The 15,346-nt window shown below is 59.7% G+C and carries 11 protein-coding genes; 4 read left to right on the forward strand and 7 right to left on the reverse strand.

Annotation, left to right across the window (positions count from 1 at the left end):
- Nucleotides 1-62: 62 nt before the first annotated feature.
- Nucleotides 63-764 carry a tRNA (5-methylaminomethyl-2-thiouridine)(34)-methyltransferase MnmD gene (gene mnmD, locus RD1_RS04470; protein WP_011567259.1) on the forward strand — a complete coding sequence of 234 codons (702 nt, stop codon included), beginning with the start codon at nucleotides 63-65 and terminating at the stop codon, nucleotides 762-764.
- 1 nt (nucleotide 765) lies between these two features.
- Here mnmD and RD1_RS04475 read toward each other — a convergent pair whose 3' ends face one another.
- Nucleotides 766-2,739: a lytic transglycosylase domain-containing protein gene (locus RD1_RS04475; RefSeq protein ID WP_044032943.1), complete on the reverse strand. Its 1,974-nt coding sequence runs from the start codon at nucleotides 2,737-2,739 to the stop codon at nucleotides 766-768.
- A 126-nt stretch (nucleotides 2,740-2,865) separates the two neighbouring features.
- On the opposite strand from RD1_RS04475, the gene dapA reads away from it, so the two are divergent.
- Nucleotides 2,866-3,741, forward strand: coding sequence for a 4-hydroxy-tetrahydrodipicolinate synthase (gene dapA / locus RD1_RS04480; RefSeq protein ID WP_011567261.1), 876 nt, complete (start codon nucleotides 2,866-2,868; stop codon nucleotides 3,739-3,741).
- Nucleotides 3,742-3,827: 86 nt separating this feature from the next.
- Here the strand turns inward: dapA and RD1_RS04485 are convergent, their stop codons facing one another.
- The 5 genes from RD1_RS04485 to RD1_RS04510 form a co-directional block, all read right to left on the reverse strand.
- Nucleotides 3,828-4,700 carry a dimethyl sulfoxide reductase anchor subunit family protein gene (locus RD1_RS04485; protein WP_011567262.1) on the reverse strand — a complete coding sequence of 291 codons (873 nt, stop codon included), beginning with the start codon at nucleotides 4,698-4,700 and terminating at the stop codon, nucleotides 3,828-3,830.
- A complete protein-coding gene (locus RD1_RS04490; protein WP_011567263.1) occupies nucleotides 4,700-5,458 on the reverse strand; it encodes a 4Fe-4S dicluster domain-containing protein in 759 nt (252 codons plus the stop codon). Before RD1_RS04490 ends, RD1_RS04485 begins: the two co-directional genes overlap by 1 nt.
- Nucleotides 5,459-5,543: 85 nt before the next feature.
- Nucleotides 5,544-8,363 carry a molybdopterin oxidoreductase family protein gene (locus tag RD1_RS04495; protein ID WP_011567264.1) on the reverse strand — a complete coding sequence of 940 codons (2,820 nt, stop codon included), beginning with the start codon at nucleotides 8,361-8,363 and terminating at the stop codon, nucleotides 5,544-5,546.
- A gap of 416 nt (nucleotides 8,364-8,779) precedes the next feature.
- A complete protein-coding gene (gene xsc / locus RD1_RS04505; RefSeq protein ID WP_011567266.1) occupies nucleotides 8,780-10,558 on the reverse strand; it encodes a sulfoacetaldehyde acetyltransferase in 1,779 nt (592 codons plus the stop codon).
- A gap of 93 nt (nucleotides 10,559-10,651) precedes the next feature.
- Nucleotides 10,652-12,133, reverse strand: coding sequence for a PLP-dependent aminotransferase family protein (locus tag RD1_RS04510; RefSeq protein ID WP_011567267.1), 1,482 nt, complete (start codon nucleotides 12,131-12,133; stop codon nucleotides 10,652-10,654).
- Between the two features lie 235 nt (nucleotides 12,134-12,368).
- On the opposite strand from RD1_RS04510, the gene ppk2 reads away from it, so the two are divergent.
- Together ppk2 and RD1_RS04520 are read left to right on the forward strand one after the other, a co-directional pair.
- The gene (ppk2, locus tag RD1_RS04515; protein WP_011567268.1) at nucleotides 12,369-13,259 is read left to right on the forward strand and encodes a polyphosphate kinase 2; all 891 of its coding nucleotides are present in this window, start codon (nucleotides 12,369-12,371) and stop codon (nucleotides 13,257-13,259) included.
- Nucleotides 13,260-13,282: 23 nt separating this feature from the next.
- Nucleotides 13,283-13,522, forward strand: a complete 240-nt coding sequence (locus RD1_RS04520) for a YdcH family protein (RefSeq protein WP_011567269.1) — start codon at nucleotides 13,283-13,285, stop codon at nucleotides 13,520-13,522.
- Nucleotides 13,523-13,612: 90 nt separating this feature from the next.
- Here the strand turns inward: RD1_RS04520 and RD1_RS04525 are convergent, their stop codons facing one another.
- A complete protein-coding gene (locus tag RD1_RS04525; protein ID WP_011567270.1) occupies nucleotides 13,613-15,004 on the reverse strand; it encodes an aspartate aminotransferase family protein in 1,392 nt (463 codons plus the stop codon).
- Nucleotides 15,005-15,346 lie beyond the last annotated feature (342 nt).

Raw genomic sequence — 15,346 nt, forward strand, 5'->3', positions numbered from 1 at the left:
GCCAATTTGTGCTTCCTGCCTCGGCGTTGTATTTGTCTTGGACCCCTTTACAAGGCGCGCGCATGCAGAACCAGACCGCAGATGTAACCTGGCAGTCGGAAGATGTTCCGGTATCGACCAGATTTGATGATCCCTACTACAGCCTGGAAAATGGCTTGGCTGAAACACGTCATGTTTTCCTTGCCGGAAACCGTTTGCCTGAACGGTTTGGTGGGTCGTTTCGTATCGCTGAGCTTGGGTTTGGCACGGGGATGAATTTTCTGGCCGCAGCTCAGATGTGGCAGGCGCAGGGGGTGTGTGGGCAGATGCGGTTCACCAGCTTTGAAGCCTATCCGATGGCACGGGCAGATATGTTCAGGGCATTGAGCGTTTATAGGGAAACGGATCTGCCTGTTGATCGCCTTATTGACATGTGGTCGCCGGAGGGGGGTGTTTTTGAGTTTGCGCCCGACATCCAGCTTGAGGTCATAATCGGGGATGCGCGAAACACTGTGGCTCAGTGGCAGGGGCACGCGGATGCATGGTTTCTGGATGGTTTTTCGCCCGCGAAAAACCCTGAATTATGGAGTGAGGCGCTTTTGCATGATGTCGCTTCTCATACCGCGCCCGGTGGCACTTTCGCGACCTATACAGCCGCCGGTTTTGTTCGCCGCGCGCTGGGTGCGGCGGGTTTTGATGTGCAGCGCATCGCGGGATATGGCCGGAAAAGGCACATGAGTTGCGGGGTTTTGCGCGATCCCGCTCAACGGGCCACCGGTTGGTGAGTCACTCTCCTTTCGGTGCGTAGTCTAATAGGGTCGACCCCGTCAGTTCCTTGCTGAAGGGAATGGGAAGCGGATTTTTTCCTAGCTGGGCGCGGTAGATCGGTAAGCTTTCCGAGACACGCATGACATAGTTGCGCGTTTCGCGAAACGGAATGTGTTCGATCCAATCCACGATATCCACATCACCGCGACGCGGATCACCGTAAACGTCCATCCATTGGTCCGGTCGGCTGGGACCAGCGTTGTACCCCGCCGACATCATGATCACATTGCCCGAGAACCGTCGCGCCAGCGTTGCCAGATAGGCCGCACCCAACTCGGCATTATAGACCGGGTCCGAGATCAGACGTTCCGTGCTATGTTCTGCGGCGCGTCCGAGTTTGCGGGCAACTTCAGTGCCGGTGCGGGGCATGATTTGCATCAGTCCCCTTGCGCCTACGCCGCTTTGGACGCGGGGGTCGAACTCGCTTTCCCGGCGGGCAATTGCCAGCAACATTTCGGGTGCCATCGGCAGAGCGCGCTCTGCCAGCGGGTGCAAGGCGTAGTAACCGTAGGGTATGACGATGGCCCGCTGGGCAAGGCGTTTGCCAATCATGACGGCCAGGTGCGGCTGCCCGGCATCAACGGCGGCCTTGGCCAGTAACGCGCCGTTTTGCGCATCGAGGCTCTCCGCAAGATGTGTCCAGAACCGTTCAGCGAGATTGAGCTCCCCTGAGGCTTGCAAGAGCAAACCGGCTTCGAACAAGGGTGTTCTTGCAAGATCCGAACTGCGCCAATCCGTTTCCGGTTCGGAAACGGCGAGTTCAATGTCGAAGGGAAGCCCTGCCCGCTCTGCCGCGAGCAAACCATAGAAAGATGTTTGGTATTGCGCAGCAGACGCGTAGGCCTGATCAGCTGCTGCGACATTGCCCATGGCTTCATAGGCGCGACCACGCCAATACCCCGCGCGTCCCTTCGATATTGGTGAGCGCACAGCCGCATCATGGTTTTCAAAGTGTTTCAGGGCGGTCTGCGGTTCCTTCAGCTTTTGCAAGGCGATGTAGCCCGCCAACCACTCCAGATCGGAATAGGCAGACCCGCCTGTCAGAAAATGCCGCGACGCCAGTTCATATGCCCGTTCGGCGCTGCCGTTTCGCATTTCAAACCGCGCCAGTGCACGTCTGCGATTCGACCATGCTTCGGGGCGGCCCAAACGGTCGGCACTGACCGAGGTGGCCAGCATCAACTCCTTGGCATCATCGCGGCGACCTTTGCGGATGCGCCACATGAACCGCTCATACTGCAGGCCACCATCCTTTGCGTTGCTGGCCGGCACAGCCGCGATCAGGGTATCGACGCCGGGGGTCTCTTCGCGCAGGGCCAGCCGCGCCTTGGCTGCTGCAATCGCCCCTTTCGAGGCCAGATCAAACATCCTGCGCGCATTTCCGACAGCGCCTTGCCAGAGCATCGAATCAAGGCGTGCGTCGTGATGCGCCGTCAAAATGCGCCCGTGAGCGGCAATGTATTCCGCCTGATCCGAAGCACCCATCGGCATGTTGCGCCACGCGCCTGTGATGATGGCCTCCGCCTCTTCGGTGCGTTGGCGCGCTTTGAGGGCCTTTGCGAAACGCAACGCGCTTTGAGGCGATTGCGGAGGTGTTTCCTCGAAAAATGCGATCACCCGGTCATCGCTTTGCGCCATCAGCGTGGTTTCGGATTGCCGCCTCAAATACCGCTCGCCCGGCCAGTCAGGACGACGTTCAAGGAATGCCGCCACCTCATCATAGGTGCCAAGCCCATCGCGCAGGCGCATCCATTCAATGACATCAGCGGCCACTTGCCCATCGCGTGCCGCGATCTGCGCTGCAGCCTGCCAATTCCCGTTGCGCGCCGCATCCAATGCCCACCCCAGTGGGCGCGGTCTGTCGGCGGACACAGGTAAAGCGGTGAGCAAAACCAGTAAAAGACTGATGAATAAACGCCTGATCACTTGCATTTCCTAGGGTTTGAAGGCTAGAGGCTCTCATACTTATTGCGTCGATGATAGGGATCAAATCACGATCCTGCTTACATCGGGTTAACCCAGGCCATTTGCCGGCCATAATGCTAAAGGAGCGTGAATATGTTCAAAGGTTCTATGCCTGCCCTCGTCACGCCGTTTCGGAACGGCGAGCTGGATCTGGAAACGCTTAAAAAGCTGGTGGAATGGCACATCGGTGAGGGCAGCAACGGTCTGGTACCGGTCGGTACAACCGGTGAAAGCCCGACACTGACGCACAAGGAACATGAGGTCGTCGTCGAAGAAGTGGTCAAGGCTGCGGCAGGCCGTGTTCCCGTGATTGCCGGTGCCGGGTCCAACAACACGCTTGAGGCGATCCGCCTTGTGCGCCATGCGGAGGCCGTCGGTGCGGATGCCGCGCTCGTGGTGACGCCCTATTACAACAAGCCCACGCAATCAGGATTGATTGCGCATTTCACGGCGCTGCATGACTGCGCGGATCTGCCGATCATTATCTATAATATTCCGGGCCGCTCAGTCGTGGATATGAGCCCGGAAACCATGGGTAAACTGGCCGAACTGCCGCGCATCATCGGCGTCAAGGACGCGACAGGTGATCTGGCGCGTGTCTGCGATCAGCGCAGCACCTGTGGCCCGGATTTCATGCAGCTCTCCGGTGAAGACGCAACAGCGCACGGGTTTAATGCACAAGGCGGCGTTGGTTGCATTTCGGTGACGGCGAATGTTGCGCCCAAACTGTTGAGTCAGATGCAGGCGGCGTGTCTGGCCGGTGATTATGCAACCGCGCTGAGCATTCAGGACCGGTTGATGCCCCTGCACAAGGCGATCTTTATCGAACCCGGCCTTGTGGGGGTCAAATATGCGATGTCACAGCTTGATCTGTGTTCGGAAGAGGTACGCCTGCCGCTGACGGCCTTGTCCGATGAAACCCGCGCACTGGTCGATGCGGGGCTGAGGCATGCCGGTCTGATGAACTAGGGCGTCTGACCAGATACCTGACATATCAATATCACGTAACGCATTGAAACCTTTGATTTCAGTCAGCGTTACGTGAGCCAGGGTTTTCAGCGCTTGCCGTAGTAGAGACCGACGACGTGTTCCGCCTCGGCAAAGAACAGCCAGCGGGCCGTCAAAACGCCTGCAACATGCGAGACAAGTGCGAGAACGCCGAGGATGTGCGAAAACGGCAGCATCAGCAGGATGACCGGCACGACGACCATCAAGAGCAGCGAAATGATGCGCAGCTTGGCCGCGTGTTTGCGCCCGACCACATGCACGAATTCGCGCAGCAGGTAGTTGGTGCCGGTGTGCGGCGGTTCAAACGCGCGCACGCTTCCTGTTGCGCCGAGGCCCGTTGCGGTGGCCATTGTCGTGCCTGAGGCGGCGAAGGCCTTGTCGCCTTGCATCCATGTCAAAAGCTGGATGGCACCTGCGAGGAGGAGCAGAACGATTGCAATGCTGACCTGCCCGGCGAGCAATGCGCCCCCGGCGATGGAAAACGAAATGAACTTGACCGGTGTCAGCGGCATGTTCCAGCGCGGTATGGTTTTGAGCTGGGTATAGATCATTGAAGTGGTAAAGACGGTTGCCAGCGACAAGGCGGCCCCGATCAGCCCGAGCAGGGCGAAACGGGTTTCCAGAAAGACGAGACCGGCACCGTAGAGCCCCATCAAGACCAGCGCGCCGACAGCGCACCATGCCTCACGACTGAGCCAGCTGGAACGCCATTGGCTGAAGGCTTTGATCGCGCGTTCCGGCCGCCCGAGGTGGAAGGTCGAGGCCAGTAGTCCGCCAACCGCCATGACGTAAGCGATTGCAAAGAAAGCAAAAGCTGTCCAGCCTGTGACAGCGGGCATGCCAATGCCCAGCCAGATCAGAAGGCCAAAGCCAAGGCCGCTGAACGTCGTGAAGAAGATAACAGAAGGGGCGGGGTGCATCAGAACTTCTCCAGCGTTTTGTCGAGCCAGCTGAGAAAGCCCTTCGGCTCCGTGGCGATGGGTTCGAGGAAGGGCGCGAGGACATCGAATTCATGGCCTGCGTCGGGCAATGTATCCTTCGGGCGCGGTGGCAGGTATTGGTTGACGGGCTTGGTGCCCTGTTCGGGCATCAGATCCATGCCGCCGCGTTCTGCCACCAGTTGGCTGACGGCACTGTCCGGGTCGCCCAGATCGCCGAAGTGGCGGGCGTTTGACGGGCAGGTGCGCACGCAGGCAGGTTCGCGGTCTTCCTCGGGCAGGTTTTCGTTATAGATACGGTCCACGCAGAGGGTGCATTTCTTCATCACACCTTCGGCCTGATCCAGCTCGCGCGCGCCGTAGGGACAGGCCCAGGCGCATAAGCCACAACCGATGCAGTCGCTTTCATTGACCAGCACGATGCCATCCTCGACGCGCTTGTAGCTGGCCCCGGTTGGGCAGACCGTCACGCAGGGCGCGTCCTCGCAATGCAGACAGGATTTCGGGAAATGGATCAGCTGCGCGGCACCGACGTCCGGTTGCACCTCGTAAGAATGCACGCGGTTGAGGAAGGTGCCGCTGTTGTCCGCGCCATAGGCGTTCTGATCCGACAGGGGCGCACCATAGTTTTCCGTGTTCCACCCTTTGCAGGAAATCACACAGGCATGGCAGCCGACGCAGGTATCAAGGTCGATGACGAGGCCGAGTTTCTTGTCGGTTTTGGCTGGCAGAGTGGTCATGCGTGGCCCTCATTCCGGAGTGGTTTTTCGACGTCGGTTCGGCGTCGGTATTGCGTCGGTATCACGTCGGTGGCAGGCGCGCGCATCATTTACCTACCTTCCACGTTACATTCTTGGGACCTGTGCCAACCGGAGACTTGATCGGATCAAGGGCGGGTTGTGCCTCAACCGGTGCGGCGGCTTTTTCGATCCGGACCTTGAGGTCAAACCACGCGGCCTGCCCCGTGATCGGATCGGAGTTGGCCCAGCGAAGGCCATCGCCCCTGGGTGGCAGCAATTCGTGGATCAGGTGGTTCAGCAGGAATCCACGGGTGGCCTCGGGCGCGTTTTCCTCAAGCGCCCATGCGCCCTTGCGCTTGCCGATCGCGTTCCATGTCCAGATCGTGTTTTCATTCAGCGCGGCCATTTCCAGCACCGGCACGGTGATCTCTCCGTGAGGGGAGGTCACTTTGGCCCAGTCACCATCGGACAGACCGTTTTCGCGCATCAGTTTGGTGGGGACATAGAGCGGGTTATGCCCGTGCAACTGCCGCAGCCACGCGTTTTGCGAGCCCCAGGAATGATACATGGCCATCGGGCGCTGCGTGAGGGCCGTAACCGGGAAGTCATCCGCCTTGTTCTCTGCCGCGCAGGAATACCAGATCGGCAGCGGTGACATTTTTTCCGCATATTGGGCGCGCAGGTGATCGGGCGGCTGACGCGCGCCATGACCTTCGGCGGCCAGTTGGAATTTGCGCATCGGTTCCGAGTAGAGCGAGAAGAGGTAGGGTTGAGGGCTGTCATAAAGGCCCATGCCCACGGCCCAGTCCTGATAGGCGGTATTCCACGGTTTGTAGTAATTGGCCCCGGCGGGGATGTGTTCGACAAAAAAGCCGCCGTTTTCGATATAGCGGTCGAGCTGGTTGGGGTTGGACTCGCCCCGTCCTACGGACGTGCCATCGCCCCCCCGCCAACCCGCAAGAGGCCCGATCCCCGGTTTGCGTTCATGGTTGACGATATAGTCGCCATAATCGGCGTATTTCTGGCTGCCGTCTTCGTTCACAAAACCGGGCAGTCCCAGTTTGGCACCAAGGGTGCAGAGCATGGATTGAAACCCGATCACGTCGCGGTCAGGTTCGATCACGGGCCAGCGGATCGCATCGGCCGCCGCATCCGCTTCGCAGATCGGGCGATCCAGCAGCGAGATACAGTCGTGACGTTCCAGATAGGTGGTGTCGGGCAGGATCAGATCGGCATAGGCGACCATTTCCGAAGAATAGGCATCGGAATAGATGATCCTGGGGATCACATAGTCGCCGTTTTCGTCCTTGTCGGTCAGCATGTCGATCACGCCGCGCGTGTTCATCGAGGAGTTCCACGACATGTTCGCCATATACATGAAGAGCACGTCGATCTTGTAAGGATCCCCCGCGTGGGCGTTGGAGATGACCATATGCATCAACCCGTGCGAGGACATTGGGTTTTCCCAGGTGAAGGCCTTGTCGATGCGGGCCGGGGTGCCATCGTCTTTCAGCGCCAGATCTTCGGGGCCGTGCACAAACCCCAGATGCGGGCCATCGAGCGGTGCGTCCGGTGTCACCTTGCAGTGGGGCTTGGGGTGTGCGGTGGCCGGTTTCGGATAGGGCGGCTTGAAGCGGAAACCGCCGGGCACTTCGACGGTGCCGAGGATAATCTGCAGGGTGTGGAGCGCGCGGCAGGTCTGAAAGCCATTGGCATGGGCGGAGATGCCGCGCATGGAGTGAAAGGACACAGGCCGCCCGATCATCTTGTCGTGTTTCTCGCCCCGGAAATCGGTCCATGGGTGGTCAAGCTCGAAGGCTTCGTCAAAGGCGACACGGGCCAGTTCGGCGGCGATGGTGCGAATGCGCCCGGCTGGAATGCCACAGCACTCGGCGACATTTTCAGGGGCGTATTGTTCATCGAGATACATCTCCGCCATCTGGTGAAAGACGGGGCGGTGGGTTTGGCCATTGGCCTCGTAGGTCGCGGCGAGGTCGGGTTTGACGCCGGGTTGATCGAAAGGCGTCGGCTTGCCGGTGGCGCGGTCGATCACCAGTTCCTTGCCGTTCTCGTCGCGCATCAGCAGGCCGTGGTCAGCCCCGCCGGGGTTGTTGTTCACGAGCACCGGCGCATTGGTGTATTGCGCAAGGTAGTGCAGATCCATCCGGCCCGCTTTCATCAGGCAGTGGATCATCGAGAGGATGAACAGGCCATCCGTGCCCGGCGTGATGCCCACCCAATCGTCGGCAACGGCATTATAGCCCGTGCGGATCGGGTTGACGCCAATGACGCGCGCGCCGCGTTTCTTGATCTTGCCGATCCCCATCTTGATCGGGTTGCTGTCGTGATCCTCGGCCACGCCAAAGAGCATGAAGAGTTTGGTGTGGTCCCAGTCCGGCTGGCCGAATTCCCAGAAGGCACCGCCCATGGTATAGATGCCCGCCGCGGCCATATTGACCGAGCAAAAGCCGCCGTGGGCTGCGTAATTGCAGGTGCCGAAGTTTTGCGCCCAGAAGCTGGTGAAGGACTGCGACTGGTCACGCCCGGTGAAAAACGCAAGCTTTTCGGGGTTGTCGCGGCGCAGCGGTGCCAGCCAGTCGGTGGCGATTTGCAGCGCCTCGTCCCATTCGATTTCCTGAAAGTCGCCCGCACCGCGTTCGCCGACCCGTTTCAGTGGTTTGCGCAGCCGGGACGGCGCGTTGACCTGCATGATCCCTGCCGAGCCTTTGGCACACAGGACGCCCTGATTGACCGGGTGGTCCTTGTTGCCTTCGATATAGGCGACCTTGCCGTCTTTCATGTGGACGTTGATGCCGCAGCGGCAGGCGCACATGTAGCAGGTGGTCTTGCGGACCTCGTCAGAGACGTGGGGTGATGTATCGACCTTGGGTTGCTGAAATGTCATCTGGTCTCCCGTTGGCCTGTTGGATCAGGCTAAGTCATTCATTCGCGCAAAGACAAGTCCTGCGGTGAATGGTGTTTTGGTTGTTTGCAGGGCGGCGCGGACGGTGTCGGATATCATGTGCAAAGCGGCGCCGAGCGGGGCTTTGGAAGGGGCTGAGCGCACTGTCAGGGCGGAGGATTTGATTGTGGTGGGCGCGGCGCTGGGGAGCCCGGTGCGCATGGGTGCGGCCTGCGCCGCGTTTTTAGGGCCGGTTGGGGTGGTGCGCGTGAGTGCTGCGACCACCCGCCCGACAACGCGGGGGGCAGTGCCCGCGCTCGTCACGATGTGGGCAGGCCGTGGGGCGGCGCGATTTTTCAAATCACGCAAGACACTCACGGCCTGTTCCCTTTTATGCGGATGCTTTGATGCACCCGATATCAGACAGTCTGTGGACGCATGTCGGATTTGCTGATCCCAGCAACCTGAACAGGCTTTTTCATCGCGTCGCGGCGGAAGGGATCGCCGAGTTCCTGATTGATCATGGCCTCGATCAGCGTGGTGATGCCGTTTTCCATCTGGTCCTTGATCGCCTCGTTGAGGGCATCTGTCAGTTCCTCCTGCGTGCGGGCGACGACGCCTTTGAGGCCGCACGCATTGGCGATGCCAGCGTAGGAGACTTCCTCGTCAAGCTCGGTGCCGACGAAGTTGTCTTCGAACCACAGGGTCGAGTTGCGCTTTTCAGCGCCCCACTGGTAGTTGCGGAACACGATCTGCGTGATCGCGGGCCACTCACCACGGCCGATGGCGGTCAATTCGTTGACGGCGATGCCAAAGGCCCCGTCACCTGCGAAACCCACAACCGGCACATGGGGCTGACCGATCTTGGCGCCGACAATGGCGGGCAGGCCGTAGCCGCAGGGACCGAAGAGACCCGGCGCGAGATACTTGCGCCCCTCTTCGAAGGCCGGGTAGGCGTTGCCGATGGCGCAGTTGTTGCCGATGTCGGATGAAATGATCGCCTCCACCGGCAGCGCGCTCTGGATTGCGCGCCACGCCATGCGGGGGCTCATCCAGTCAGGCTTGGCCGCGCGTGCGCGCACGTTCCAGTCGGTGCCCGGATCGTCCTGCTCGTGGGTGAGCGAGGTCAACTCCTGCGCCCATGCGGATTTTGTCTGGGCGATATGGGCTTTGCGCGCCTCGCGGCCCTCGTCGCCTGCGGTGTCCGAGAGCTGCGACAGGATCCCCTTGGCCACCTTTGCTGCATCGCCGACGATCCCGACCGAGACCTTCTTGGTCAGGCCGATCCGGTCGGGGTTGATGTCCACCTGAATGATTTTCGCATCTGCGGGCCAATAGTCGATGCCATAGCCGGGCAGGGTCGAAAACGGGTTGAGACGCGTGCCGAGGCACAGAACCACGTCGGCTTCCTTGATCAGCTGCATGCCCGCTTTGGAACCGTTGTATCCAAGTGGTCCGGCAAAGAGCGGATGGTTGCCGGGAAAGGCGTCATTGTGCTGATAGCCCACGCAGACGGGGGCATCCAGACGTTCTGCCAGAAGGCGGGAGGCGTCGATGCCGCCTTTTGACAGGACCACGCCCGCCCCGTTCAGGATCACCGGATTCTTGGCGTTGGAGAGCATCTCGGCGGCTTGCGCAACGGAGTTTTCACCGCCCGGGGAGGCTTCGAATTCAATCGGGTCGGGGATTTCGATGTCGACCACCTGCGTCCAGAAATCACGCGGGATGTTGATCTGCGCCGGGCCGCTGAGGCGTTTTGCCTTGGCAATCACGCGGGTCAGGACCTCGGCCACACGGGTCGGGTCGCGCACCTCTTCCTGATAAGCGACCATGTCCTCGAAGAGTTTCATCTGTTCGACTTCCTGAAAACCGCCCTGACCGATGGTCTTGTTCGCGGCTTGCGGCGTCACGAGCAGAAGCGGCGTGTGGTTCCAGTAGGCGGTTTTGACGGCGGTCACGAAATTGGTGATGCCGGGGCCGTTCTGCGCGATCATCATCGACACTTTGCCGGTGGCGCGGGTGTAACCGTCAGACATCATGCCTGCGGAACCTTCATGCGCGCAGTCCCAGAATTTGATGCCCGCATCGGGGAAAATGTCGGAGATCGGCATCATGGCCGAGCCGATAATCCCGAAGGCGTGTTCGATACCATGCGCTTGCAGGGTTTTTACAAAGGCTTCTTCAGTGGTCATTTTCATGGCGGGTGTTCCTCCGGGGGTGAAATCCATGCGCGAATCTAGGGTTGCTTGTTATCTAATGTATGCGCTTACATTGTGTTAGGGCCAGATTGATCAGCCATTTAATGCCAGATTTGACAAGGTGTTGATTTCTTCGGCAACCCGGCTGACGCCCTGCAGTATTCGGCTTGCGGGAATGGACGAATAGGCCAGCCGGTAAAAGTTTCGGGGCTGCGCCGCCCCGGCGAAAAACGAATGCCCCGGTTCGATCAGCACATCGCGGGCGCGCAGCCTGCGGGCAAGGTCCTGCGTGTCGATGTTTTCGGGCGCGCGCATCCAGAAAGAGGAGCCGCCATGCGCGCCTTGCCCTGCGATCTGAAGCCTGTTCTGTGCGATCGCGTCGCTCATCACCTGCCGGCGTTCGTGCAGCGTGGCGCCCATGCGCCGGATCAGCGCATCATGATGGCCGAGCGACAGGAAATAGGCGGCGGTGCGCTGTATATGGCCGGGCGGGTGGCGCAGCACGGAAGCCCTGAGCGCGCGCGCTTCGCGGATAAAGGGTTCGGAGCCAACGAGATATCCCAGACGCAGGCCGGGAAACAGGGATTTCGAAAAGCTGCCGACATAGATGACGCGCCCGTCTGCATCCAGGCTCTTGAGCGCGGGCGAGGGGCTTTTCAGGAAGGACATTTCGAATTCGTAGTCATCCTCGACGATGATCGCATCCATCTCTGCGGCGCGTTTCAGCAGGTCATGGCGGCGCGCCATGGGCATCGTGCCGGTGGTCGGACACTGGTGGCTGGGGGTTGTGAAGATCACATCCGCATCCGGCGGAATGGCATCGGGGGGCAAGCCGTCGGCATCAAGGCGCACAGGAGTCACATGGCAGCGCGACTGTGACAGGATATCCCTAAGGGCATGATAACAAGGGTCTTCCAGGGCGGCGCGCCGCCGCTGTGTCAGCAACACCTGCGTGGTGAGCCAGAGCGCGTTCTGCGCGCCAAGCGTGATCAGCACCTGTTCGGGGCGGGCGGCAATCCCGCGCCGGGGCAGGGTGTGGCGGGCGATGAATTCGATCAGCTGCGGATCGTCCTGGTCATAGTAATCGGTGGTCAGGGCGGTGAAATCCTTTTGCCCCAGCGCCTTGAGGGCGCATAGCCGCCAGTTTGCATGATCAAAGAGCGCGGGATCCGCCTGCCCGTAGATGAAGGGGAAGCGATAGGATTCCCAGTCCGGGGGCTTGCGCACGGTGTCCCCGCCGGAAAACCGCTGGCCGATTGCGCGGGTCCAGTCCACCGCATCGGTTCTGGTGGGCCCGGGGGCAAAGGCGGGCGGGACCGGCGCGTTGTCCGAGACGTAGTAGCCCGAGCGACCGCGCGAGACCAGGTAATCATTGGCCAGAAGTTCGGTATAGGCGATTGTCACGGTAATCCGGCTGACGCCCAGATGCGCGGCCAGCCTGCGCGTTGAGGGCAGTTTTTCAGCCCTCTGGAACCGCCCGGACAGGATTCCCTGCGCGATCATCTGCTGGATCTGCGATTGCAGCGTGCCCTGTGCGTCAGGGTGCAGAAAGAACGTTTCGACGGGAAGCGCCATGGGGATAGCCTACACTGGACTTATAAGCGATGCAATCTGGTATTATAGCAGGTCCAAAATCCCCGATGTCGGAACAGGTGTCTAAGGCCGCCGCGCCGCGCTGTTCGATTATTGAAACCAGAAGTATCAATAATAGCCGTAAAATCAAGTGAAAAGCGCGTTGATTTGATCTGAGTCAGGGCGCGCGGGCCGCAGAGTGGCGATAATTGGGGCAGATATAGTCAAGGAGTCCATGATGAAAGATGCCCCACAGGACGCATTGCCCGAAGATGTCGCAGTCGCCGACGGTCAGAAAGCCGTTTTTGAGCAATCCGAATACCCCTACCCGGAGAAAATGAACCGGGCGGCGTATGAAAAGCAAAAGGCAGAGTTGCAGGTCGAGTTGCTGAAGGCGCAGCTTTGGATTCAGCAGACAGGGCAAAAGGCGGTTATTCTGTTCGAGGGGCGGGATGCGGCGGGCAAGGGGGGCACGATCAAGCGCTTTACCGAGCATATGAACCCGCGGGCGGCGCGCGTCGTGGCGTTGAACAAGCCGTCGGACGAGGAACGCGGTCAGTGGTATTTCCAGCGCTACGTCAAACATCTGCCCACGGCGGGGGAGATCACGCTCTATGACCGCAGCTGGTACAACCGTGCCGGCGTGGAGCGGGTCATGAATTTCTGCGAGCCCGGAGAATACCTCGAATTCATGCGCCAGACGCCGGAATTCGAACGGATGCTGACCCGCAGCGGCATCCATCTGCGCAAATACTGGTTCTCTGTCACGCAGGATGAGCAGCGCGCGCGGTTCAAATCGCGCGAAACGGACCCTTTGAAGCGCTGGAAGCTGTCGCCGATCGACCGCGCCAGCCTGGACAAATGGAATGACTATACCGAAGCAAAGGAGGCGATGTTCTTTTACACGGACACCAAGGATGCGCCCTGGACGGTGGTGCGCTCAAACGACAAGAAACGCGCGCGGCTGAATTGCATGCGGCACTTTTTGTCGACCTTTGAGTATCCGGACAAGGACACATCCGTGGCCTGCGCGCCGGACCCATTGATCGTGCGTTCGGCCAGTCATGTGGTCACGGATGCCGATCATATTCTTGCATCCTCATTGCATCCTGACACCCGCAGGACCTGACATCCCAACACATGGAGAAAAGAATGACACATGTCCCACACGAGCTGGCCGAGGAATTTCCGCATATGCAGCAGGAAATCAGCGATCTGAAAGCCAGAGATGGCCATTTCGCGAAGCTGTTTGATGAGTATCACACGCTGAACCGTGCGATCCACAGGGCGGAAACAAACGTCGAGCCGACAGATGATTTTCACATGCTGGAGATGCGCAAGAAACGCTTGCAGCTCAAGGATGAGATCGCGGCCTGTCTGACGCTGGCCTGAAATACTGTCCCGTCATCGGTAAAAGGAAAGCCCCGGCAGTGCCGGGGCTTTTTCATGTAACGTTGCGCAAATTGTCCGGCAGAGTGCGATTTAGCCGAAAACGCGCGACAGCGCACCGTCCACCGCGTCGCAGATGTGGTCAATGTCATCCTTGCTGGCGATCAGGGCGGGCGAGAAACACAGCGTGTTGTTCTTGCCCGGCAGAGAGCGGTTGGTCACGCCGATGATCACACCCTGTTGCATGCAGTCCGCGACCACCGCTTGCGCGAGCCTTTCGTCAACCGGTTTGCGCGTGTCGCGATCCTCGACCAGTTCGGCACCGAGGAACAGCCCCTTGCCGCGCACCTGGCCGATGATCTTGTGCTTGTCCATCAAGCCGCCCAGACAGTCGAGCATATAGGCCCCCTGTTCCGTGGTGTTGTCCAGCAGGCCTTCTTCTTCGATGATCGACAGGTTTTCCAGCGCAGCTGCCGGACCCGCCGTGCAGCCCCCAAAGGTCGAGATGTCGCGGAAGTAGTTCAGCGGATCCGAGGCGTCATCCTTGAACATGTCGAAGACTTTTTCATTGGTCACAAGGCAGGCGATCGCCGCGTAACCGGACGCGACACCCTTGGCCATCGTGACCATATCCGGCTGGATGCCGTAGTGCTGATAGCCGAACCATGTGCCGGTCCGACCGACGCCGCATACGACCTCGTCGATATGCAGCAGGATGTCGTATTTGTGGCAGATTTCCTGCACACGCTCCCAGTAGCCATCGGGGGGCGTGATCACCCCGCCACCTGCAGTGACCGGTTCAAGGCACAGGCCGCCCACGGTATCGGGCCCTTCGGCGAGGATTACCTTTTCGATCTGATCCGCCGCCCAGACACCGTAGTTTTCCTGTGGCGCCCCTTCCTGTTCAAAGGCGCGGTATTCAAGGCAATGGGGCACGCGCACGAAACCGGGCGTGAAGGGGCCATATTGTGCGTTCCGTTCGTCCTGCCCGCCTGCGGAAAGGGCGGAAATGGTGGTGCCGTGATAGTCACGCTCGCGATAAAGCACCTTGTGCTTTTTGCCGCCATAGCGTTTGTGCGCGATCTGGCGGACCATCTTGAAGGCTTTTTCATTCGCCTCGGAGCCGGAATTGCAGTAATAAACGCGGCTCAGCCCCGGCATCTTCTCGATCAGACGCTCGGCGAACATGGCACCGGGGATGGAGCCTGCGGAGCCGGCGAAATAGTTCAACTTGACCAACTGGTCCCGCACGGCGTTGGCGATGCGTTCGCGGCCATAGCCGACATTGACGGTCCAGACCCCACCGGAGACGGCATCAAGATGCTCTTTGCCCTTCTGGTCCCAAACCTTCATGCCCTTGCCTTCGACAATGATGCGCGGGTCTGTTGTCTCGTAAGGTTTGTGCTGGCTCAGATGGTGCCAGATATGCGCGCGGTCTGCTTCGACGACGCGGGAGATATCATTTTCATTGAAATTGCCGTCCATGATTAAGACCTCTCGTATGGTGCTTCGGTGTCGTGGGATTCGGTCACGCTGCCACAGGTTAGCAGAAGGTGACAGAATTTTAACATCTGTCAGTAGGTCCAGTTTGGCCGTGAGTATAGTGCCAAATTAAAGGTGTATTTCTGCATAGTATCACAACTTAGGGTGTGATCCTGATGAAATCATCCTGTGCTGTGACAGGGCGTGCATGGTCCCGTGGGTGAACCGCACCTTGCGGATGCTGTATTTTTGCGGGTCTGCACTGAGAAGACGCACAGAATGCGGGGGTTTCACATCTCAAGGGCAGGGCGCGCAAACAGCGGTGTATTCTCGGCAACTGGACTC

It is taken from the genome of Roseobacter denitrificans OCh 114 (assembly GCF_000014045.1).
GTDB classification, from domain to species: domain Bacteria; phylum Pseudomonadota; class Alphaproteobacteria; order Rhodobacterales; family Rhodobacteraceae; genus Roseobacter; species Roseobacter denitrificans.

Coding starts and splice junctions, on each gene's coding strand:
- mnmD (WP_011567259.1), top strand. CDS start 63: ATGCAGAACCAGACCGCAGATGTAACCTGGCAGTCGGAAGATGTTCCG.
- RD1_RS04475 (WP_044032943.1), bottom strand. CDS start 2,739: ATGCAAGTGATCAGGCGTTTATTCATCAGTCTTTTACTGGTTTTGCTC.
- dapA (WP_011567261.1), top strand. CDS start 2,866: ATGTTCAAAGGTTCTATGCCTGCCCTCGTCACGCCGTTTCGGAACGGC.
- RD1_RS04485 (WP_011567262.1), bottom strand. CDS start 4,700: ATGCACCCCGCCCCTTCTGTTATCTTCTTCACGACGTTCAGCGGCCTT.
- RD1_RS04490 (WP_011567263.1), bottom strand. CDS start 5,458: ATGACCACTCTGCCAGCCAAAACCGACAAGAAACTCGGCCTCGTCATC.
- RD1_RS04495 (WP_011567264.1), bottom strand. CDS start 8,363: ATGACATTTCAGCAACCCAAGGTCGATACATCACCCCACGTCTCTGAC.
- xsc (WP_011567266.1), bottom strand. CDS start 10,558: ATGAAAATGACCACTGAAGAAGCCTTTGTAAAAACCCTGCAAGCGCAT.
- RD1_RS04510 (WP_011567267.1), bottom strand. CDS start 12,133: ATGGCGCTTCCCGTCGAAACGTTCTTTCTGCACCCTGACGCACAGGGC.
- ppk2 (WP_011567268.1), top strand. CDS start 12,369: ATGAAAGATGCCCCACAGGACGCATTGCCCGAAGATGTCGCAGTCGCC.
- RD1_RS04520 (WP_011567269.1), top strand. CDS start 13,283: ATGACACATGTCCCACACGAGCTGGCCGAGGAATTTCCGCATATGCAG.
- RD1_RS04525 (WP_011567270.1), bottom strand. CDS start 15,004: ATGGACGGCAATTTCAATGAAAATGATATCTCCCGCGTCGTCGAAGCA.